The 21,951-nt window shown below is 54.8% G+C and carries 14 protein-coding genes, 2 tRNA genes and 1 pseudogene; 15 read left to right on the top strand and 2 right to left on the bottom strand.

The features are described 5' to 3' along the window. Nucleotides 1–65 precede the first annotated feature (65 nt). From KTE_RS10065 to KTE_RS10050, 4 genes are all read left to right on the top strand, one after another. Nucleotides 66–881: a 16S rRNA (uracil(1498)-N(3))-methyltransferase gene (locus tag KTE_RS10065; RefSeq protein ID WP_201380663.1), complete on the top strand. Its 816-nt coding sequence runs from the start codon at nucleotides 66–68 to the stop codon at nucleotides 879–881. Nucleotides 882–1,052: 171 nt separating this feature from the next. Then, nucleotides 1,053–3,509, top strand: a complete 2,457-nt coding sequence (locus KTE_RS10060) for an SWIM zinc finger domain-containing protein (RefSeq protein WP_201380662.1) — start codon at nucleotides 1,053–1,055, stop codon at nucleotides 3,507–3,509. Next, nucleotides 3,496–5,874, top strand: a complete 2,379-nt coding sequence (locus tag KTE_RS10055; RefSeq protein ID WP_201380660.1) for a helicase-associated domain-containing protein — start codon at nucleotides 3,496–3,498, stop codon at nucleotides 5,872–5,874. The genes KTE_RS10060 and KTE_RS10055 overlap by 14 nt, the downstream gene beginning before the upstream one ends. Before the next feature lie 456 nt (nucleotides 5,875–6,330). Beyond that, nucleotides 6,331–6,669 carry a hypothetical protein gene (locus tag KTE_RS10050; RefSeq protein WP_201380658.1) on the top strand — a complete coding sequence of 113 codons (339 nt, stop codon included), beginning with the start codon at nucleotides 6,331–6,333 and terminating at the stop codon, nucleotides 6,667–6,669. Nucleotides 6,670–6,686: 17 nt separating this feature from the next. On the opposite strand, the gene KTE_RS10045 is transcribed toward KTE_RS10050, so the two are convergent. After that, nucleotides 6,687–6,992, bottom strand: a complete 306-nt coding sequence (locus KTE_RS10045; RefSeq protein WP_201380656.1) for a hypothetical protein — start codon at nucleotides 6,990–6,992, stop codon at nucleotides 6,687–6,689. A 226-nt stretch (nucleotides 6,993–7,218) separates the two neighbouring features. Between KTE_RS10045 and KTE_RS10040 the strand changes: the two genes are divergently transcribed. Beyond that, nucleotides 7,219–7,536 (top strand): hypothetical protein, encoded by a 318-nt coding sequence (locus tag KTE_RS10040; protein WP_201380653.1) that lies wholly within the window; start codon nucleotides 7,219–7,221, stop codon nucleotides 7,534–7,536. 96 nt (nucleotides 7,537–7,632) lie between these two features. Here KTE_RS10040 and KTE_RS10035 read toward each other — a convergent pair. Continuing rightward, a pseudogene (locus KTE_RS10035) lies at nucleotides 7,633–8,813 on the bottom strand (IS3 family transposase). A gap of 172 nt (nucleotides 8,814–8,985) precedes the next feature. Between KTE_RS10035 and KTE_RS10030 the strand changes: the two are divergent. The 10 genes from KTE_RS10030 (at nucleotide 8,986) to KTE_RS09985 (ending at nucleotide 21,913) form a co-directional block, all read left to right on the top strand. After that, nucleotides 8,986–9,261: a hypothetical protein gene (locus KTE_RS10030; protein WP_201380651.1), complete on the top strand. Its 276-nt coding sequence runs from the start codon at nucleotides 8,986–8,988 to the stop codon at nucleotides 9,259–9,261. A gap of 302 nt (nucleotides 9,262–9,563) precedes the next feature. After that, nucleotides 9,564–10,244 (top strand): hypothetical protein, encoded by a 681-nt coding sequence (locus KTE_RS10025; protein WP_201380649.1) that lies wholly within the window; start codon nucleotides 9,564–9,566, stop codon nucleotides 10,242–10,244. A gap of 240 nt (nucleotides 10,245–10,484) precedes the next feature. After that, a tRNA-Gly gene (locus KTE_RS10020) sits at nucleotides 10,485–10,556 on the top strand. Nucleotides 10,557–10,595: 39 nt separating this feature from the next. After that, nucleotides 10,596–10,669 (top strand) — tRNA-Cys (locus KTE_RS10015). Nucleotides 10,670–10,721: 52 nt separating this feature from the next. Next, a complete protein-coding gene (gene recO, locus KTE_RS10010) occupies nucleotides 10,722–11,546 on the top strand; it encodes a DNA repair protein RecO (RefSeq protein ID WP_201380647.1) in 825 nt (274 codons plus the stop codon). A gap of 161 nt (nucleotides 11,547–11,707) precedes the next feature. Further along, nucleotides 11,708–12,940 carry an AAA family ATPase gene (locus KTE_RS10005; protein ID WP_236600347.1) on the top strand — a complete coding sequence of 411 codons (1,233 nt, stop codon included), beginning with the start codon at nucleotides 11,708–11,710 and terminating at the stop codon, nucleotides 12,938–12,940. A gap of 302 nt (nucleotides 12,941–13,242) precedes the next feature. Beyond that, nucleotides 13,243–14,754, top strand: a complete 1,512-nt coding sequence (locus tag KTE_RS10000) for an MFS transporter (protein WP_201380645.1) — start codon at nucleotides 13,243–13,245, stop codon at nucleotides 14,752–14,754. 634 nt (nucleotides 14,755–15,388) lie between these two features. Further along, nucleotides 15,389–16,702 carry a histidinol dehydrogenase gene (hisD, locus tag KTE_RS09995; RefSeq protein WP_201380643.1) on the top strand — a complete coding sequence of 438 codons (1,314 nt, stop codon included), beginning with the start codon at nucleotides 15,389–15,391 and terminating at the stop codon, nucleotides 16,700–16,702. A 646-nt stretch (nucleotides 16,703–17,348) separates the two neighbouring features. Further along, nucleotides 17,349–19,175, top strand: coding sequence for a protein kinase (locus tag KTE_RS09990; RefSeq protein ID WP_201380641.1), 1,827 nt, complete (start codon nucleotides 17,349–17,351; stop codon nucleotides 19,173–19,175). Between the two features lie 50 nt (nucleotides 19,176–19,225). Continuing rightward, on the top strand, nucleotides 19,226–21,913 hold the full coding sequence (locus KTE_RS09985; protein ID WP_201380639.1) for a PP2C family serine/threonine-protein phosphatase: 2,688 nt from the start codon (nucleotides 19,226–19,228) through the stop codon (nucleotides 21,911–21,913). Nucleotides 21,914–21,951: the final 38 nt, after the last annotated feature.

Here is a 21,951-nt window from a genome sequence, read left to right as displayed (position 1 = left end):
CCCACAAATTTTTTTCTCCTATCCAACGGGATGAGGCTCTTTTAGGACACAGATAAAGAGGTTGTATGCATCGTTTCTTCATTGAAGAGGCGCAGGTCGAGCCTGCGCTGCTCAGGCAGAAGGGCATGGCCATTCTCTTACCCGAGAATGTCGCGCACCAGGTGCGCGATGTGTTGCGCCTGGCCCTGGATGAGCGCCTGGTGCTATTGGACAACAGCGGCGAGGAGACGCTCTGTACCATCAAAAAGAGTGTGCGTGGTGAGGTAGTGGTCGAAGTTCTTGAGCGCCAGCGGGGAAAGAGCGAATCGCCAGTAGAGGTGATGCTCTGCCAGGGCATGCTCAAATCCGCGCGCTTTGAATGGATTCTGGAGAAGGGGACAGAACTGGGTGTTTCGGCCTTTCTTCCGACCACCTGCCAGCGCTCCACCGCCGGCCTTGAGGAGGCAGGGGCCTCCAAGCAGAAACGCTGGCTACGCATTATTCAGGAGGCATCGGAGCAATGTGGGCGCGCGCGCGTTCCCACATTGCTCCCTGTACGCCCCTTGATGCATGTGCTTGGTAATATACCAGAAGGGACGCTAGCGCTGATGCCTTGGGAGGAGGAGCGCACACAGACGCTGCGTAGTGTCTTGCGTGAGGCCATGACCAACTACGAGGAGGCGCCAACGCAGCGCCTACGCGTTATGCTCTTTATCGGTCCCGAGGGCGGCTTCATGGCTGAGGAAGTCATGATGGCGCGCCGGCATGGCGCCAAGATTGTGACACTGGGTGAGCGTGTGCTACGCGCCGAAACTGCCGCCATTGCCTCAATTGCCAATATCATGTATGAAATCGAGACAACCCTACGCTCCCGAGGGACGACCAAACAGCTCCCCGTCTAGGATCAATTTTCTCCGGCTGGGCATGGAACACACTGACCCATTGAACGCAGCCGTTCAGCACCTGCATGAACGGCGTGCCTGTTTTGTTGACCATACGCGCACCTCGTGCTAAGATAATCTAATACAGTTCACTTTTATTCACCTTTCTGTTGAGTATTTGAGCAACCAATCATGGAACATGTAGTACCTGGCGCGTTGCGGCGCCTGCGAGCCACGGATATTATCAGCATGGCCGGGCTGGCGGCGGCGACACGTGGGCAGGAGTACGCGCGCCTGGACGCGGTACAGGCGACCAGGCGCGACGAAGGTCGCTTGAGTGGTATCGTCGAAATCGCGGCCTCTTCAGCCAGCGAGCCGGGTCCAGAGGAAGAAGACGCCTTCTCTTTCCCCGAGCCTGATGCCGGCAGTCACTATGTAACAGTAGAACTGCAAGGTGCAATGCAGTGGCAGAGCTCCTGTACCTGTGAGGCCCCCTCAACGGCGCTGTGCGAACACGCGGCCGCCCTGTTATATGAGTGGCTTGCCCATCCAGGGCTCTTCCGCACGCTTGCCGCGCAAGCAGCTATGGAAAATAGACCACAGAAAGAACGCTTGCAAGACCTGGTAAACGATGCTGCCGCCGCTCAGCTTCCCACGAGTAAGGCTCCCCGAGAAAAGCCTTCCTCACGCACAGGTGGCGCTTTCAGACCGATATTGCCTCCGCAACACACGCTGGTGCAGGTCGGGGGTATGCAGCATATTCTCCCACAATTGGGGATCAGCGAGCTACGCAGTATAGCGCGTGCATATGCGATAACGGCGGGGAATATGAATAAGCCCCAACTGATTGAGGTTTTGCTGGAGCAGGTCGCGCGTCCCGAAACAGTGAAAAAGGTCGCGGCAAGCCTGGAGAAGCCCCTACGCCAGTTTCTGGCCGCGATAACTCTCTACGGATCAGCCATCCCCGATGAGGAGCTACGCGCTCTCTATGATCGTTTCTCGCTGGGGCAGCCCGCACACTACCAGCAGGCGCTTGTGTCCCTTCAGAGTGAGGGATTGCTCTTCCGCACCAGCCTGAATAGTGTCTCGCTTGCGCGTGGAGCGCAGGGCAGCGGTCAGCTTGAGATTGGCTGGTTTGTGCCCCTGGAGGTGCGAGCAGCCTTGAAGGTAACCGTGCCCATGACCCCCTATACGCTGCCCGCAGGCGCTCAGGAAGGCTCTGAACGCGACGATCAGCCGCGCGTACGCAGCATGGAACCTCTGCGCCTACTCTCCGAGTTGCTGTTGCTTGCTCGCCTGCTTGATGGCACAAGTCTGGATGAGGAGAGTGCCTGGTTAGATTTCTCAGATACCCTGCTGGCAGAGTTCACAGGCACGGTACGTACCTCAGATGGCTCCTTCTTGCTTCAGTCCACAAGCGATCAGCCGCCTGAAAGCCTCATCGCTCGCTTGCGTGAACGCTTGCCACGCTCTCGTACCTTCCTGCGTTTTGCGCTGCGCTTGCTGCGTGGCGGCAATATGCTTCAGCGTGCTGACAATGATCGCAACCGTCTGCATATTGCTGATTCGCTGGCAGAGAAACTGCTGGGCGAGGCCCAGGTGCAAGAGGCCCAGGAGCTCTTCATGCTCTGGCTAAAACACTCCTCCACCGATGAGTTGCTGGGGTTGCGCGAAGATGGCGTCGACCTACGCTGTCGCGCGAACGCGTTGCGTCAGCCGGTCTTGCGTATGGGCGAGTTGGAGATTGAAAATAGCGAGGCGCGCCAGTTATTGGTCTCGCTTTTGGCTCAGGTGACGCCTGGACAGTGGATGCATTTTGGAGCCTTCGCGCGCTTTGTGTATCGGCTGAATCCCCTGTTTCTCCAGCGGCGGCAGCGCTATTTTGCCTCCCCACACTGGTGGCTGGAGGACAATCCAGATAAACCGCTCAAGCCCTCGCAGTTTAAAGATTGGCAGCGGGCAGAGTACCACTACCTGGCACAGTTAATTCAAGGGCCACTCTACTGGTGGGGGATCTGCGATATTGTAAGTGCGCCTGATGGCGCGTTGTTGGCTTTTCGCCTGACACCACTGGGCTGCTGGCTCTTACAGGGGAACGGCGTTCCTGGCGAGCTTGAGCGAGGACGAAGACGGCGCCTGACGCGCCTGCTGGTGGTCGTCGACGCCCAGGAGGTGCTAGTTCCGGCTCACCCGGCGGCCTGGAACCTCATCAAGGTGCTGGAGCGTTTCGCGCAAGCCACGGGCATTCAGCGCAGTTATCTACGGTATCGCTTCACGCCACAAGCGCTTAGCAAGGCGTTGCGTGCCGGTGAAGATACCAACGCTCTCTTCAAAATTTTGCGCTTGCTTGTGCAGCGTCAGCCAGAACTGGCAGACGCGCTTGCGCAGGTGATTGCTCGCCTGGAGCGTTTGCAGAAGAGTTATGGGCAGGTACGCTTCTATACTCATGTCCCTCTGCTTGAGGTCGCAGACCAGGTTGTTATGCGAGAGCTTGAGGCGACGACCTCGCTGAATGAAGTGGTGGCGCGCCCGTTGAGCGAGACGATGGCCCTGCTCCATGAGGATGGGGCTGCGCGCTTGAGCGACGAATTGAAGCGGCGTGGAAGTGCTCCTCTTGTGCATGAGAAGGATAGCTATGAAGCCTCGTGACGTAGAATTGCTAGAGACCATTCCTCTCTATCACCTGCACACGCTTGCCAGGTCCAGGCAGATTCCCTTGACCGACGCCACGCCTGAGGCCAATGTCAGCGCAGATGCCAGCGCATCGGCTGAATTAGGAGAGGTCGCACGCCAACTCTTTGATGCGGATGTCCTGAGCACGCTGGTGCGAACCCTGGGCGAGGGTGAGTGGCTGATCTTGAGAGAACTGGTGCTCTGTGGTGGGCGTGCGAATAGTCGTGACCTGGCCTTTTACTGTCACAGTGCCGGGCTGCTTTCTACGCGGCAACAGGCGGGAGAACAACCTGGCGAAATGGGGGCTGTGAGCGCTTATGGCATAGAGAATACACACAAGCCCATAGCCTATCCTCCTGCGCACCCGCATGGCCCATTCGAGCAGGCCATACGCTCTCTCTTGCTAGAGGGCTTGCTCTTTTGGAGTAAACAGACCAGCTTCGCGGGCCGGGAGTATAGTAGTGGGACCCATGATGGTATGCTTATCGTTTCGCCGAGCGTGGAGGCCGCGGTCCACGAGGTTGCAAAAGAGCGCAATCTGGGGGCAGAGCCATTACTACCGGCAGGGCCAGAGAGTGGAACAGACGCCCGGATGCGGCTTTTACAGCGCTGGCTCTATTCCTACTGGTCTGTGGTGGTGGAGGCCCGCGAGGGGTTGCCATTGCTCAATAACGGCCTTCTCTCTCGCTCGGCGCTGCGTAGCGTGTTGGCGCGCATGGCTGAGGGTGAGGACGACGTGGTGCGTAATGAAAATGAGTCGCCCCGTTTACTCTTTCTGCGCCTGCTAGCGATGAAGGTGGGGTTGCTACGTGAGCAACAAGGGATACTTCAGGCCGCCCCTGCCGAAGCGTATTTCGCGTTACCGTTTTACGAGCGTGCCAGGCAGTGCTATCAACTGGCGGTTGAGGGTTCCTTCTGGAATGAGATGGCCTACTTGCCTGCGATCAATGTCAAACCGGGTCCAGAGCTGCTCGCAGAAGCCCACCCGGAGGTGGTGCGTTCGCGCCAGGTCGTGCTTGAGCGTGTGTTACAGGAGACCCCAGGGACATGGATAGACCTGCCCACCTTTGTCGCGCGTACCAGGCTTTATGCCCCCTCGCTCCTCTTTCCTCGTCACCAGGGATCACGTATGGATCGCTATTCCAACGAGTGCAACCCCTATGGCTGGGATTTTCGCTTACAGCGTGGCTGGCTGACGCATCGCGAAGGCTGGTATCTCGTCGAAGGTGGCTTTATTCGTGCCGTGATTGAGGGGGTGCTGTCGTGGCTTGGTATCGTTGAGGTGGATGCCAGGGAGCACCCAGACGCGTTTCGCCTCTTGCCCGCTGGACGGGCGCTATTTCACGCAGACGAGCAAGCACTAGAACAGCCTGAGGGGCGCCTGATTGTGCAGCCAAATTTCGAACTGGTTGCCATGGCACCTGTCTCGGAGTCCCTCTTGCTTGCCTTGGATCGCTTTGCCGAGCGGGAGCAACTTGAATATGTCGCGCACTATCGCCTGACCAGGGCCAGCGTCACGCGTGCGATTCAGCGTGGGTACTTGATTGAAGATGTGTTGCGAACCCTGGAGGTGGCGGCAGATGGGGCCTTGCCCCAGAATGTACGCTATACCCTTCTGGAATGGGAGCGCCAGGCCCGGCGGGTTGAAATCTGGCGTGAAGCCACGCTGATGGAGGTGGCGGATTCAGCCTTGTTAGATGCCTTACTGGGAGAGCAAGAGACGTCTTCACTCTTTGGACGACGCTTATCGTCCACCCTGGTGGAGGTTGCTCCTGGCAAACTGGCTGAGGCTCAGCAAGTATTATGGGAGCGCGAGCAGCTTCCAGCCGTGACACGCGCAGGTACGCCCAGGCGAGAAGATGGGGAGGAGAGGCATGAGCCGCAGTGGCGCTTGCGCGAAGATGGGCTACTCCAACCACTTTACGGCGTGCTCAACTTCTATCTTGTGCGCGTTGCCGAGCGCTTTTGTGCCTATGACGAGGCGAGAGGTGGCCTGTGCCTGACCGAAAGCTCGGTACGCGCCGCGCTCAAGCAGCATATGACCCTGGATGAAATCATGGATTTCTTGCGCCGCTACTGTATTGATGACATTCCAGGATCGCTCGTGCTACGCCTCAAACTATGGGGCAATGGGTATGAGGGCCAGCGCCATATTGGTGTCGCACGCGCGCCGCTATTGATCCTCCCCGAGCAGATCCTGAACGACCTGGAGGCAGACGAAGAGATCCACAACTTCTTGCAAGAGGCCATCGCGCCAGAGCAGCGCCTCGTTCGCGTCTCAGAACAGCACCTTGAGCGCGTCCTCCGCCTCCTCCGCGAGCGCGGCTTCACCACCGACTAACAAGCAAAGCCGAAAAGTGCAAGGGCGAAATCAGCGAACATAGGCGCCCGATTTATGAAAATGTCATGTACGCATCAAGTGAAGCAAAAGCCACCTCCCATGCGGGAGGAAGTCAATTCACATAGGCGCCCGATTTATCGCGCGCAAGGCGATTTATCGCAGTGATACCGCTTTACAGTTTTATGCTATAACGCTGATATTGTCCTTTGATGGCTCCTCGCTGCCTGACCAGGGGCTTCAGCGCGTCCGAATGCCACCATCCATGGCACTCCGGCACGAGCCGTTTCTTTGCCATCGAATAGAAAATAGATCTTGATGATGGGAACGGCCATATCACCCTCACGCTCACTGACGCCTATGGTCAGGCACGCTTCGTTCAGTGGTATAGCTCTCGTAGCGCCCAGGGAACCGCCTCCCCTGATAGTGATATCACGAGGCAGCAAGAGACGCGCTACAATGCCTATGGGCAAGGTGATTACATCGATTATCACCGATGTGCAACCGCAGCCCGGACAAACCACAACCTCGGTGACGACCTCGGCGCAGTACTATGACCAGGGGAACCTGACCCAGCTGGTTGATCCTGATCGTGGGACATCGACGTATTGGTTACAATGGCAAGATACACTTGCATATGAAAGAGAAGTTGACCGCAAAAGTGGCCTCAATACATTTTTGTCAGATGAGCGAACTTGTGTACCTTTTGCTTACACTAACGACGACTGGTGTTTTGATCGATCAAGACAAAACTCGCAAGGCGAGTGTCCAATTCTCTTTTGGAGTCATGAACTTTGAGAAGCTACGTTTATGGATTATGACTTTGAGTCTTGGTTTTCTAGCAGGATTGATACTTTCATCGAATAACTATGTGGACTATTTGCTCCAGTTCGGAGTGAAACACCTTCCTGGGCGTCTCCTCCATAGTCAACGACTGGGGCACCCTCACCAGTGACAACACCAGTGGCTGGGGCAAGCTCTGGGCGGCAGGCGACCTGCCCCTCAACATCGGCATGGACGTCTCCATGTTCACCGGCTTCGGTGAAGAGGCCCGCGTGGCCGAACTGGCCGCCAGGGGCGGCGAAGAGCGCTGGCCCACGCCACCGAAGATGTTTATGCACGTGCTTCCACTGAACGGTAGGCGCTATCAGATAGCTGCCGTTCAGGATGACAACAGTGGAACGATAGGAAAAAGGGCTGCTCCTCAATTTGGGGCAGGAGAAATGGGACTATCGCTAAAAACCTCTTCATTTTTGGCGCAGGTACGGTATAATGGGCGGGATGAATTGTGTATCTGTATATGTAGATGCGCTCCTTGTGGTCTGAAAAATAAGAGTAGGAAAAAGAATGGTGACGCTCTGGAAAAAGTATCCATATGGGGTATGCCTGATATGTCTTCTCGTTTGTGCTGTGCTCTTGCGTGTGCTTCTGTTGCTCCTGGGCTGGCCCTCCCTCGATAGTGATGAAGCTGTTATTTATCTCATGGCTTCGCATATCCTTGACAAGGGAGAGCATCCCATCTTCTTTTATGGGCAATACTATATGGGGAGCTTTGAGGCGTATTTTGGTGCTCTCCTCTTTCGCCTGTTTGGTTCATCGGTTCTCATTATCCGCCTGGGAATGGTGAGCCTGTTTCTTGGCTTTGAGCTTGCCCCGATTTCATAGAGTCTCTAGAGGTTTGAGATGAGGAGAGTGAAGAACGTTTTTACGTAACGCAACGTAACGTTTGAGCTTGTATTCTAACATAAAAATGATAATACGTCAAACGTTATCTAACGTTACTTTACGATATTTCTTCGCCATCTGTTCATACGTGAGTGGGCTCACATATCCAAGTGTAGAATGTCGACGAACTCGATTGTAATACGTTTCCAGATAGGTAAAGAGCGCTAATCGTGCTTCATCGTGAGTTGAATAGACAAGCGTTCCTACACATTCATCTTTTAAGGTTCCGAAAAAACTTTCCATCGCAGCATTATCCCAACAATTGCCTTTCCGCGACATACTTGCTTGGATACCGCATCGTTCTAAACACGCCTGATACGCTCTTGAAGTGTATTGACTCCCTCTATCACTGTGATGCAGTAATCCAGCTTGAGGATGACGGCGGGCCAGGGCTTGAGTAAGTGCCCGTTCTACTAACTGCTCATCACATGTGCTCGACATCGACCATCCAACAACCATTCGAGAATAGAGATCCAATATCACTGCAAGATACAGCCACCCTTGCCGAGTGGGAATATACGTGATGTCTGTGACCCATTTTTTGTTGGGGGCTTCCGCATGAAAATCCCGATCTAAGAGGTTGGGAGCAACTGGATGCCTTGGATCTCGTGTGGTGGTGATAACCCGTCGTCGCTTGCGCCTCGCAGAAAGGTTCTCCTGATTCATGAGCCTGGCAATTCGTTTCCGCGAGCAGTTGGTCCCTTCATCACGCAGTTCCCTCAGGATGCGTGGGCTTCCGTATCGTCCTTGATGCGCGACAAACACCTGCCGTATCTTTTGCTTTAACTGAGCATCTTCTCGTTTGCGCTGGCAAGTTGAACGTTTGCGCCAGGCATAAAAGCCACTTTCCGAGATTCCAAGCACACTGCACATGACAACAATGGGAAATTCGTCCTTGTGTTGCTTAATAAACTGATATTTCATTTGGATTCCCGTGAGAAGATGCTCACTGCTTTTTTTAGGATATCACGCTCCTGTTGAAGCCTCTCGACTTCACGTTTCAATCGACGATTTTCCTCTTCGAGTGCTGTTTGATGCCCCTTGCCTGGAAAGGCTTCTTTCCCATGTTCTGCCAATTCTTTGCGCCAATTATGAATCGCACTGTCGGAGATGCCCAGCTCACGAGCGATTTGCGCAATTGGCTTGCCTGAGGTTTCCACCAACCGCACGGCTTCCTCTTTGAATTCTTTTGTATAGACCTTTTGGATTTTTCCCATGGCTAAGCCCCTTTCTGATCTGCTTCGAGTATATCTCAGCTTTAGGGACTCTTTCAAATCGGGGCAAGATCACTTCTTGCTAAGCCTGTATGCTTTGACCTCCCGGCTCTATTCAAAGCCCTTCGCGTTGTTCACCATAGGTTTTTTGGGCCTGGGAACAGGATTGATGTTTTTGCAACAGATGAAGGCGATTGGTGGCTATGAAGAGATTATCCTTCTGGGCGCCCTGCTCTTTCTGCTGTCTTTTGTGCTCGTTTCCTCGACGACCTTGCGTGTGTGGCAGCGCGTGGGGCTCTACTGGCTGTGGGGGGCGTTAGCTGGATTTGCCTTGTATAGTGACCTGTTGATTGCGCCCTATGTCTTGACGGCTGGTCTCCTCTTGCTCTTTCGTTGGCGTACGCTGTTGGCATGGGCGATGTGGATCGTTCTCTTTGGGCTTTCCCTCTGATTTATTTTAATCTGACAGCTGCCCCTGGAATCAACTCGTGGACAACCTTTGTGGGCCAGACTTCGATGGGCTTACCAGCGCATGACATATTCTGGCATCATATTCGCAATGCGTTTATCGTGTCGTTACCAGATCAAACCGGTTATCTCATCCAGAATTTCTATCCATTGTCGTCTCACGCCACTCTTTGGATGGCCTTGCCAGTATTATGGAGCATAGGGTTTTGTGCTCTGCTCGCGCTCGCGTTGCTGGTTCCCCTCTGGCAAATATGGCGCATTCGTCGCATTCGCAAGGAACAACAGGTGTCTGGAGATGTGAAGCAGGATGCGTATGTTCGCCAGGCTGCACGCTGGCTGTTAGCGCTTGCTGCTTTGCTAACGTTGATTATTTATATAAAAAGTTCCGCACCTGTTCTCGATGCTAAGGGCACATCTCGTTATCTCAGTGTGCTCTGGATCTCGCTTCCAACAATCCTATGGCCGCTCTGGCACATCCCTCATAGGATCAAAGTCAGCAGTGGTCGCTTCACATTCCCGCTTCGCATTGTGGTTCTTGCCAGCCTCATCCTGGTACTAATCATGAGTACTGTGCATGTTTTTCAACAAGTGCCCTCAGTGAGTGCCGATGAGCAACATGTAGAGCAGCTTGTCAGTGCATTGAAAAAAATGAATATAACACGTATCTACTCAAACTATTCTCTGTGTAATCGCCTGATGTACCTCAGTCATGAGCAAGTTATCTGTGGCGATACCTGGAGTTTGAATAATGATACCACCCTGGCGCATGGCTATGATCGCTATCCAGCGTATCGAGATATGCTGAAAAAGAGTCTCAATCCGGCATTTGTCTACACAGATAACGCAAACCAGAAGACCACGCTTGAGAAATTGCTGGCTCGTGAGCATGTCACGTATCAAATCGTTCGCAGCGATGAGTATATGATCTATATCCTCTCAAAGCCATTACAAACAACACAACTCTAGCTGCTAATAGAAATGGAATGGTGCCCTCAGCGGCCGCTGGGGGCACCATTCCATTTCTATTAAGCGAGCGCCGCAGGCGCGAGCAGTCAAAGCAAAACGGAATATATGGATATGCTTAAAGAGGCAAAAAAAGAGGCCTCAATCTGTTGACAAAGACGTGGGGGTATGATATCTTATAAGCGCAGTCGGGGGTGACCGAAAAGTTACAAAAGTAACCAGCGAAGTGATCTCCAAAAACATGCGGGAGTGGCTCAGTGGTAGAGCGTCACCTTGCCAAGGTGAATGTCGCGGGTTCGAATCCCGTCTCCCGCTCTCTCTTTTTATAAGGGTTTTGATTATATTACTAATCCGGGCGACGTCGCCAAGTGGTAAGGCAAGGCTCTGCAAAAGCTTCACCAGCGGTTCGAATCCGCTCGTCGCCTCCAAAAGACGTGAATTTGTAATCACGTCTTTTTTTTATCCCCAGGATTCCACAGTATGCGAGAACAACGCACCTACTCCACCGATGCCATCATCTTAAAACATTCTGATCTAGGTGAGGCCGACCGCGTCCTGACCTTACTCACTCCCTACAAGGGCAAGATTCATGCCGTTGCCAAGGGGGTGCGTCGCCCCGTGAGCCGTAAATCGGGACATTTAGAGCTTCTCTGTCAGAGCCGGCTCTATATCGCTCATGGACGCAACCTGGATATTATCACCCAGGCCCAGACCAGCGACGCCTTTCTCGCCCTGCGCCAGGGCGATGACATCTGGTATCGCACCTGCGCCATCTATCTTGCTGAGTTGGTAGATCGTTTTGTCGAGGATGATACTCAGCACGAGGATGTCTACAACCTGCTCCTCCTGGCCCTCAAAACCCTCGATGAGGATGCGCGCCAGGTCCAGCAACAACAGCAGGCTGGTACAAGCGACCCCGCGCACGAGCGAGATCGCAGCCTCCTTCTCTTACGTTACTTTGAGATCTATCTCCTCTCCTGCATCGGCTATGAACCCCTGTTGCGCACCTGCGCGCACTGCGATTCCGAGCTAGAGCCGGTCGTCAACGGCTTCACCCCCTCGCTGGGTGGCGCCCTCTGCCCCAATTGCTCTCAACTATGGGCGCAGAAGATCTCTCCCAACGCCCTCAAAGTCTTACGCCTCTTGCAGCGCACAGAGTGGGCACAGGTGCCCCGCCTGCGCCTCGATCCCCGCCTCCACGCCGAAGTCGCCGCAACCATGCATGGACTCCTGCGCTATCACCTCGAGCGCGAACTCAAATCCTGGAGCTTCCTTGAGATGCTCACCTCGCCCCCCAACCCCTAAACCCCCACTCACTCAATTTCTTCAATATTTCCTCTTTTACTTGACAAAACCGCTACCTGTCGTACATACTATAAATGTATATCGCATAATATATCGTATTGCGCACCTTCCATATGTATACCTCTCGAAAACGTCCCTCTACTTTTCCTATGGAGGCTTACATGACAAAATTCGATCAGCAGGCCTACGCCAATCTCTTCGCCCGCCCCTTCATGCCCTTCACCGGCCTCAATGACCTCATCCAGCCCTCTCCCATCACCAGCACTTGGCCCATCCACAACCTCCTCCCCGCTGGCCTGACCCTCCTCAGCGGTGACCCTCGCTCCGGCAAGACCTCCCTCGCCCTCCAGCTCATGCTCAATGTCGCACAGGGCCAGCCTTCCTTCGCTGGCGAGGATCACGCCGACTCTCAACCCTTTACCTCCACCCGTGGCCGCGCCTTCTACCTGGGCCTCGATCACTCACTGCTCCGCCTGCACGAACTCCGCGCCCACCTACTCGCCGCCCAGCCCGGCACTCCCCCACCCAATAATCTCTTCCTCTCCAACACCTGGACCCCGCTCACGCCCACCGAGGGCCTGCACGAGCTTCAAAGCTGGCTCACCAACTCTCCCGATACGCGCCTGCTTGTCATCGATAACCTGGCCTCGCTGCGTCCTCTCTTCAAGGGCAATGATCGCGAACTGCTCGCCCTCCTGCGCCGCCTCGCCGAACAATATGATATCAGTATTCTCGTCCTCCACACCTGCAAGCGCTCCTCACCCCTGAGCGCCTCGGTCGATCATCACCTCCATCTCAAACGCCTCCCCGTCTCCAACTTCTACCATCTCGATGTTCTCGGCTCCTCGCTTGCCCCCTTCTCCCTCACACTCCATTCTCCGACCTCTCAGATTAGGTTCCGCCACGCTTCCTTACAGGAATGCCTGGCTCTCACCACTCTCGGTGCCCATAAAACTCTGACCCCCGAACGCCTCGCCATCCTCCACCTGGTCCATACCTGCGACCAACCCCTCTCACCCGCTCAGATCACCGCCGCCCTTGGCCTCGACTACACCTGCGTGCGCCAACTTCTCAGCAAAATGGTCAAGGCCAACCTCCTCACCACCGTCTCTCACGGCCACTACACCCTCCATCCCTTCATCAAACCCCTCACCTCCGAACTCCTTGCCCAGCATCCCTGCCAGTTCAAATTCGAGACCGCTCACATCCTCCTCACCTCCGACTCCGACGATACCCCAACCCCTGAATCCTCTCTCAACGACCCTTCCAACACCGCCCAAACTCCCGCCACCCTCGCATCCCAAACTCGGATCGCTCACAATCTCACCCCTCACTCCCATTCCCTCCTGGCTCCTAATTCACCAAGCAACCTATCGCACGAAATGCCTCAATAGCTCGGTAGGGACCAGCCTGTCCCCGAATGGAGGCTTTAGCGCGTCTGAACGCCATTTATGGCAGTGCGGCGCTAGCTAAAAAGGTCTCAAATGCGCATATCACATCATCTAACACAATAATGCTCTTTTAAAAATAAGAGAACCTTGATATGTAAGCGTGTGCGCTTGCCCCCGAATAGGGGCTAGCAGCGTCGGGTCGTACCCCTAGGCAACGTATCCATTCTATGATATGGTAGCGTACAGTTATCTTGTGTGGCTCCCTAGAAGTTGTGTCTCTCTCCATCCACTCTGAGGAGGTCCCTATGGGCGAAGTTGCTCAGCCTACCAATCCTGGTCGCCAGGCTTCTCACTCCAATCCCTCAACTCGTGCTCGCTCTGTCTTCTGGGTTATGTTTAGCATCAGCTTATTGAATTATCTGGATCGCTATGTCTTTAATGGCTCGGTCAACGTGATCGCCAAAGAGTTGCATTTTGATCTGAGTCAGACGGGACTACTGTCCTCGGCCTTTCTCGTCATTTACACCATCTTTGCGTTGCCTGTCGGCTACTGGGCCGACAAGGTCAAACGCAAAAATGTGGTCGCCTGGTGTGTCGCGCTCTGGAGCGTGGCGACCGCGCTGACCGCTTTTGCGACCAACTTTACTACCCTCTTTCTTGCACGTATGCTGCTTGGAATTGGTGAAGCCGGCTATTTTCCTGCCGGGACCGCCCTCTTAAGCGATTATTATAGTCGTAGCAAGCGTTCACGGGTGATGAGTACCTGGGGAACGGCCCAGCTCTTCGGTATTCTGATTGGTATGGGGGCTGGAGGAGCCGTGGCGGGCCTGTATATTGGGAGCTGGCGCCTGGCCTTCATCTTTACGGGTATACCGGGGTTAATCCTGGCATATCTGGCCTGGCGTATGCATGAGCCACGGCGCAACCAGGCCGATGAGGAAGAGCTGGCTTTGGAGGCACAGCGTGTCGAGGTGCTGCCTGAGATCCAGCAGACAGCACAGAGTGTCGTGCCTGCTGAAGTTGGGAGCACGCAAGAGGGCCAGACTGGCTGGACGCGTATATTACGGCTAGCCATGAAGGATGTACTAGTGTGCAGCCGGATGCTGTTGCGGATCAAGACCCTATGCGTGTTGATCGCGATGCAGATCTTTGCCTTCTTTGTTCTGGGTGTCAATACCACTTTTCTCTCCATCTATTTACAACAGAAAGATACCTTTGGCTTCACATCTGGCCTGGCGGGCATCTACTCCGGGGGAATTATCGTCCTGGCGGGTATTGTGGGCACCCTGGTGGGAGGATATGCCTCAGATATGTTGAATCGCAGGCATGCCGGTGCCAGAGTTCTGGTCTGTGGCATCGGTTTTCTCCTGGCGGTACCCGCGTATGCCGTCGCTCTTCTGGCAAATAATCTCGTGCTCTTTACCATCTTCTTTATTCTCACCGCGTTCCTGCTCACGATTTATACCGGGCCAAGCACGGCGGCGACCCAGGATGTTGTCCCTTCTCGCCTGCGCTCTTCAGCTATAGCGCTCTCGCTCTTGATCGCGCATATGCTGGGGGATGCCTTTGCTCCGACCCTGGTAGGTGTTATGGCGACTTCCTTTGATCCGACCGGAGGAGAGCATTTTCGTCTCGGCATGGCGGGCCATGACCTGGCGACAGCCCTGCTCTATACCTGTCTACCAGCTCTGTTTATCGCCGGCTTGATAGGAGTATCGGGCGCCAGGTGGATGGCGGAAGACATTCATGAGGCCCAGCGTGTAGATGCCCAGGAGCTGACAGAACAGGCGAATGGTGTGGTAGGGATGACACAATAGGGTCATCAACATGCGCATAGGCGTAGACAAGTGCGCCTCTTTCTTTGTATCATAAAAGGGGGGCGGTGGTGGGGGCGCTTCAAATTTTTGCAGTCCCATAGGCCCCCCATAAATGACTCTGCTGGGAAATTTTGTCTGGACAAGTTGCCGAGCTTGGAGAGCTGCACACAGTGCGAGGGAGCGCTCAAAATTCGGTAGGGACCAGCCTGTCCCCGAATGGGGGTTTTAGCACGTCCGAAGGCGATTTATCGCAGTGCGGCGCTAGCCCCAAAAAGTCCCGCAAAAGCATGTCACATGGTATATTGCTTGTTTAATGAATAAAAAGCGGCTTGCGCCGACATGCCATACATGGCGTTCGGATGCGTTAGCCTCCCGATTTATCGTGGAGGCCCCTACCGAGGGGGTAACACCTTTCTCGGAGGCTTGTTCGAACAATCTGATAAAATTTCCTAGCAGAGTCATTTATAGCGGGCAGATTCATCATCCTGAGGCGATGAGGTTGCCTACGGAGTCTCTCTGCCGGGGCGTGGGACTTCCTTGATATGTAGACGCGTACTTTAGTAGCGTCGGCCACTGGGATATGTAGACGCGTGCTTTAGCAGCGTCGGCCACTGGAAAAGGAAATCGTAACTTTATGATCCACTTCTATGAACTGGCACAGCTCGATGCTTCCCAGCGCGCGCGCCTCTTGCGGCGCTCGGAGGTGAAGATTGATGAGCTTATCGAGTATGTGCGACCAATTGTCAACGCGGTACGGGATCGGGGAGATGAGGCCCTGGTCGAGTTCATGGCTCGTTTCGATCATGTGCAACTGTCACCTGAGCATTTGCGTGTGAGCCGCGAGGAGATCGAGCGCGCGCATACCTTGCTTGATAAAGACGTCTATGCCGCGATTGAACACGCGATTCATAATGTACGGACCTTTCACCAGCATCAAATGCCGCATGAGCAGTGGTTTACGCAGGTTGCGCCAGGTGTAATGGCAGGCGAGAAGATCACGCCGATCAGTAGCGTAGGTCTCTATGTGCCACGCGGGAAAGGTTCCTTCCCTTCTGTACTCTATATGCTGGCGACGCCCGCCAGTATTGCTGGCGTGCCACGCATCGTCGTTTGTACCCCGCCTGGACCCGATGGCCAGGTTGACCCGGCCTCGCTCGTGGCGGCGGACCTGTGTGGTGTGCATGAGATCTATCGTGTAGGTGGAGCCCAGGCTATCGCGGCCCTGGCCTATGGTACAGAGCATATCGCACGTGTACATAAGATTACGGGACCGGGTAGCCCCTATGTCTCGGCCGCCAAACGCCTGCTGTTTGGCACGGTCGATGTGGGTCTGCCCGCTGGACCAAGCGAGGCCATTCTGCTCGCGGATGCAAGCGCCGATCCTGAACTGGTGGCGCGCGACCTCCTCATCGAGGCAGAGCATGGTCCTGACTCTTCGAGCCTGCTGGTAACGGATAGTCGGGAGCTGGCACTGGCCGTGCGTGAAATCTTGCCAGGCAAGATTGCTGCTTTGCCGGAGCCGCGTCGCACCTTCTGCCAGACCGGGCTGGAGAGCGAGAACGGGACGGGCGGGATTATCCTGGCAGCGGATCAGCAAGAGGCCATTGCCTTTGTCAATGAGTATGCGCCTGAACACATGGAGGTGCATGTCCGTGAGCCATTCGCCGTCCTGCCCATGCTCCACAATGCGGGCGAAATCTTGCTGGGGGCCTATACACCAATCAGCCTGGGAAACTATAGCCTGGGTACAAATGCCATTCTACCCACGGGTGGCTTTGCCCATACCTTTTCTTGTACCTCGGTCTTTGACTTCCTGAAGCGTACTGGACTGGCGTATGCTACCCGGGAGGGGTATGCCTCGCTGAGCGAGACCACCCGCCGCCTGGCCGAATTTGAGGGTTTCCCCTCACACGTCAACGCGGTCACAGATCGTCCCGATCCAAGGTAGTCCTGGAGGAAACATCAGAAAGCAGGCGGCCTTCTTACACATACGTATGTCATCAGCTTGCCGCTTGTTCGTTCTACTATGTAGGGAGCAATCGGCAGCTTGAAAGAGGGTGTGATTCATTCCATAACGTGAGATGGCTTCAACGTGAGATGGCTTCCCACGGTGGTAGGGACCCGGTTTACCGCGTCCAAATGCCATTCATGGCACGTCGGCGCAGCCGAAACCGTTTAGGGGCTGACGTGTGGTGATACGACATGAGGCAATAGAATCTTATGAGCTGCGCCTGCAGGAGATCAATCGTCTTTGGACGCGGTAAACCGGGCCCCTACCGAAGATGGAATGCCTTTCGTAGAGGCTCGTTCGGACAACCTGATACAATTTCCCAGCAGAGTCATAAATGGGGGCATCTATGTGATCACAATGGCAACAAGTTGAATCGCACCCTATTGAAGGCGAAAGCGCCTGAGTATGAGCAATTCCGCTTTCTAAATATGAAGTCCGCTACTGCTCACCAATGCGAAGATATGTTATAATGCCCCCTATAATCAGGATGTAAGAAAAACGGAGTTTGGCAAAGCCTTTTGCCAATTGGGTGGAAGCAACGAAGTTCGGCCGTGAAGTGAAAGATATGATAGAGCGGTAATATATGGATAATAGTTACTCAGCAGATCAGAATCGCCTATCGCCTGGCAGTAATGCTCAAGCTAACGCTCAAGCGTCCGCGCCTGAGTCTGCTAATCAGCCTGTGCAGCCATCGACTGATGGGGAAGTGATAGGATCGCGCCGTCGTTTAGCACCGGGAACCGAGCTATCAGATCGTCGTTATCGCATTGAGCGCCTGGTGGCGTCGGGAGGGATGGGCGCGGTGTATCGCGCGATAGATACCCGTTTCAACCGCCCCTGCGCCGTCAAAGAGATGCTTGATGAGTTTAGCGATGAGAAGGACCGCGCGCAAGCGGTTGAATGGTTCTCGCGTGAGGCGACACTTCTACTTGACCTTAACCATCCTTGTATTCCACGTGTGCGCGACTTCTTTATTGAGCGTGGTCGCCACTACCTGGTAATGGATTTTATCGAAGGCTCTACCCTGGCGGAGGTCCTGGAGAAAGAGGGAAATGTGCTGGGGATACAGGGGGTGCGTGGCGTTACCGAGGTCCGTGCACGGACCTGGGCCAGGCAACTGTGTGATGTGCTCAACTACCTGCACAGGCAGACCCCCCCTATCATTTTCCGTGATCTTAAACCCTCAAATATTATGGTCACCGGGCGCGATGAAATTAGATTGATCGATTTCGGTATTGCGCGTAGTTTCCAGTCTCAAGGGAAGGCAACCATCATTATGACCCTGGGTTACGCTCCTCCAGAGCAACTGCATGGTCAGCCAGAGCCTCGGAGTGACATTTACTCTCTGGGCGCGACCCTGTACCGCCTGTTGACCGCGCATGACGCTGCCAATAACAAACCCTCAATCTTCGCCTTCCCCCCGCTGCGTTCGTTGCGTCCAGATATCAGTCTCGGGTTTGAGCAAGTGATTATGAAGGCCCTGGCCTATGCGCCAGATCAGCGCTGGCAGAGTGGCCTGGAGATGGGCAACGCTACTGCGGTCCTTCCTCCCATAATAGGCGTTCCTCCTATGCGCTCCGAACCTGTCTCTGGTGGACCCGTAACAGGCGGAAACAGATCGTCAGGCCCACAGGGAAATAGTATGCCTGGGCAGGTGGCTGGATCGAGCGTTCTTCCTCCTCAGCAATCCACGCCTAATGCCGGCATGACAGGCCCCGCCGGAACGTACATCGCGGATGCACTCCGCCACCTGGCTGCTGGGCGCACTGAAGATGCCTATGGGGCCGTACAGTTTGCCTATGGCAGAGAGCCAAACAATGCCCTGGTACATAAACTCTTCGGGCAGGTGTTCGCGCGTCGGCGCCCAGCACAGATTGACCAGGCGATTCAGGCCTACAGGCGCTCGCTTGAGTTAAACTCTGCTGATACCGAGACCCATAAACTGCTGGGTGATGTCTGGCTCTATCTGCGCCCCATGCCCACGCAGGCCATTCCCGAGTATGTCGAGTCGCTCAAGCTAAACGCCCAGGACCCTGAAACTCATTTTCGTCTTGGACAGTGCTACGAGAAGACACGCCAACTTGACCAGGCTGTGGATGAGTATCATGAAGCATTCAGACTGGCTAAAAGCCTTCCCAACCAGTCACAAATGTTGGTAGTCTTTGCGCAAACCCTGGGAAATTTAGCCTTTTACTTGAGGCGCTACAACTGGGCTGAAGAAGCCTTTGTGCAGCTGCTCTTTCTGAATCCCAGCGACTATGCGACGCGCTTCCAGTTGAGCCAGGTGTACGAGAATGAGAATCGCCTGGACGATGCCTTGCGTGAATGCGAACATGTCTTGCGTTCCCCAGGTGTCACTCCAGCTGTCCAGCAAATGCGCCAGCGTTTACGCATGCGCATGGGTAGGTAAACGTGGATCCGCGTTCGCTCTGCATATTCGGCGTGAAGAGGTAATGTCAAATGCGTAGGCAAGGTGAACCCTCACGGGGACAAGGATGTTGGTGGCAGGCGGCCATATATGGCTTGCTTGCCCTTGTGTTGGCATTGCAGTGGTTGCTGGTCTCTACAACAGGAGCATTTGCTATGTCGAGGGCGGGGCGTGCGAACGATCCCAGCCAGGAGGTTGCGCGTGCCGGAACAGCGGTTGTGCGCTTGCTTGCTACGTATGAGATCGCATCGGAGACGAGCGCGCAACCTGGGCACTCGGCATCGTCCCTGCCCTTGGGATCGCTGGGCGTGCGCAATCAGCTCTTTTATACCTGTACTGGCCTGGGCACGATTATTGCAAGCTGGTCGGCTGCCGAGTTGAGCCAGCGCTTTCCAGATGCTAGTTTCGCGAATCAGAATACCTGGGTGCTGACGGATAGCAGCGTCGTAAGCAAAAGTGGCTCAGGTTGTCAGGCCGCAGGTGGCGGACGCCTCGTCACGCTAAAAGTCTATTTTAGTAATCTCTATAACAGTGATGCGCAACCAGTTGTCGTGTACGAGTCCGATGCTCAGAGTAGTGTTACCCTGAATGCCTTTTGCCTGGACGAGAGCGAAAGCTGTGCACAGGATAGCCCGGTCGTATTTTCCTTTAATTCCAATAAACTATATCCATATGTAGATATAGCACAAGCAAATGCTACCCAACCAGCTTCGCTTGGCCTGACTACGAGCAGTCCGACCAGCCAGGCTCTACCGCCAGCGAATGTGAACGAGTCGCAAGCTGCGCAATATCTCTCACCTGCGCTTCTGCCTGCGAATGCGGCGCTCGAACCAGGAACGCCCCTCCTGGATAAAAGCGGGGCCTTAGTACAACTGCGTCTCAAGAGCCAGGCGATAGAGAGAACCGAGTTAGTGGCTGCCTTGCAGAAGGTGCCACCTACAGGAACGACGCATGTGTTGGATATAAATAGAAGTCTTGAGAATAATGTACATATGAATTGGGTGCAAGGAATCGCAAATTATTATCGACAGCCTCCCGACTATAGACGAGCCGAGGATTTCTTTCATAAGGCATTACTCGCCAACACGGATTTCGCAGGCGCGCATCTATTTGAGCAGAAGGCAAGCGAGGCATTGAATGTGAATAAACAATCTACTAGTAGTACCCAGGCAACCAGCACGAGTATCACCATTGCGGGTATCCCGGTCCCGATTTTGCCACTTGTGATTGCTGTCCTGGCTGTGCTCATTATTCTGCTTATTCTGACCAGCGTCTCCTTTGGTCGTAAGCGTGTGCAGCGTAAGCGACAACGCAGGCTACTGGAAGAGGCTGAGCGTAACGCTTCAGTTGAGGCCTCGCGTATTTCGGAGGAGGAGGCGAAGCTGCGCCAGAAGCTTCCCGCCTGGGAGCATAAGACCATGCCTATCGCCAGAGATGACGATGTGGGAGCCACGTACTCTCCCGCACCTGTCACAGCGGAAGCCCCACCAGCAGCGGCGGGCAATATCGCGACGCCAACCGATCAGCCGACCTTGGTGAATAATACCGCGCCCTCGATGCAGGCTGTGCAATTGGTCTGTCCCAATTGTAAATCCCCAGTGTCAAAGGGCGATAATTTCTGCCATCATTGCCGTTGCCCTCTCTCGCCTTCGGCCTCTGGTTTGAATTTGCGCATACCATCACAGTATTTGCGCGACCAGCAAAAAGACGCGGCCCCGGTTGCGGGAGCCGTTCCCTTCTCCTCTCTCGCCGATCTGCCAACTGTTGAGTTTACGCCTGAACCTGAGGAGGTGAAGGCTCCAGTATCTGAGGTTTCCACTGCCAGTGATTCCGAGAGGACGGAACCCGGGCATAAACCCAGCAAACCTATTCACTACCTTGTTGGGACGCATACTGATCCTGGTATTAAGCGGAAGCACAAGCCAAACGAGGATAGCTTCTTTGCGGCCAGAGGGGTATGTCGTGTCTATGGTGAGGTTCTGCCATTTGGCCTCTTTGTGGTGGCTGATGGCATGGGGGGGCATGCCGCGGGACGCGATGCCAGCCGCCTGGCTATCCAGACCATCGTAAACTTTATGGTTCCCAATCTACGGACGGAGAACGATCTGCCACGCGAGGGCCTGGTGCGCCTCCTGGTGGATGGCGTGCAGCAGGCCAACCAGGCGGTACACCAGCACAATATGGAGCTACATGCCGACATGGGAACCACCATGACTGCGGCCTTCATCGTGGCTGACACCGCCTATGTGACCAATGTCGGTGATAGTCGCACCTATCTCTACCGCCAGGGTGAGCAGCTACGCAAAGTGACCAATGATCACTCGGTTGTGGCAAGCCTGGTCGAGGCTGGTATTATCCAGCCAGATGATATCTATACTCATCCTAAACGCAACCAGATTTATCGTAGCCTTGGCGAGAAGACCGCCATTGAGATTGATGCCTTTGAAGAGCAGGTACACGATGGTGACCTGTTGCTGCTTTGCTCCGATGGACTCTGGGATATGGTCCGTGATCCACAAATCGAGCACATGATCAAACAGCCACAGAATGATGTGCAGGGCATCGCGGATGCCCTGGTTCAGGCCGCCTTGCGTGAGGGCGGCGATGACAATGTGAGTGTGATTGTGGTGGGGATACAGGAGGCGCAAGGGGAATCCCGGGGACGTGGTTTCCAGGTGCTTGCCAAGCCTGACACGGTCCAGTTACCCCAACTCACGTGAAATTGTCGCCTCTTACTCACTGTGCTATAATCATTGCA

The sequence above is a fragment of the Ktedonobacter sp. SOSP1-85 genome (assembly GCF_016587415.1).
Taxonomy (GTDB): domain Bacteria; phylum Chloroflexota; class Ktedonobacteria; order Ktedonobacterales; family Ktedonobacteraceae; genus Ktedonobacter.
Note: the sequence above shows the minus strand (reverse complement) of the source record. Positions and strands in the feature narration are given on the sequence as shown.

Coding starts and splice junctions, on each gene's coding strand:
- KTE_RS10040 (WP_201380653.1), top strand. CDS start 7,219: ATGGTGACGCTCTGGAAAAAGTATCCATATGGGGTATGCCTGATATGT.
- hisD (WP_201380643.1), top strand. CDS start 15,389: ATGATCCACTTCTATGAACTGGCACAGCTCGATGCTTCCCAGCGCGCG.
- KTE_RS10065 (WP_201380663.1), top strand. CDS start 66: ATGCATCGTTTCTTCATTGAAGAGGCGCAGGTCGAGCCTGCGCTGCTC.
- KTE_RS10000 (WP_201380645.1), top strand. CDS start 13,243: ATGGGCGAAGTTGCTCAGCCTACCAATCCTGGTCGCCAGGCTTCTCAC.
- KTE_RS10005 (WP_236600347.1), top strand. CDS start 11,708: ATGACAAAATTCGATCAGCAGGCCTACGCCAATCTCTTCGCCCGCCCC.
- KTE_RS10060 (WP_201380662.1), top strand. CDS start 1,053: ATGGAACATGTAGTACCTGGCGCGTTGCGGCGCCTGCGAGCCACGGAT.
- recO (WP_201380647.1), top strand. CDS start 10,722: ATGCGAGAACAACGCACCTACTCCACCGATGCCATCATCTTAAAACAT.
- KTE_RS09985 (WP_201380639.1), top strand. CDS start 19,226: ATGCGTAGGCAAGGTGAACCCTCACGGGGACAAGGATGTTGGTGGCAG.
- KTE_RS10050 (WP_201380658.1), top strand. CDS start 6,331: ATGCCTATGGGCAAGGTGATTACATCGATTATCACCGATGTGCAACCG.
- KTE_RS09990 (WP_201380641.1), top strand. CDS start 17,349: ATGGATAATAGTTACTCAGCAGATCAGAATCGCCTATCGCCTGGCAGT.
- KTE_RS10055 (WP_201380660.1), top strand. CDS start 3,496: ATGAAGCCTCGTGACGTAGAATTGCTAGAGACCATTCCTCTCTATCAC.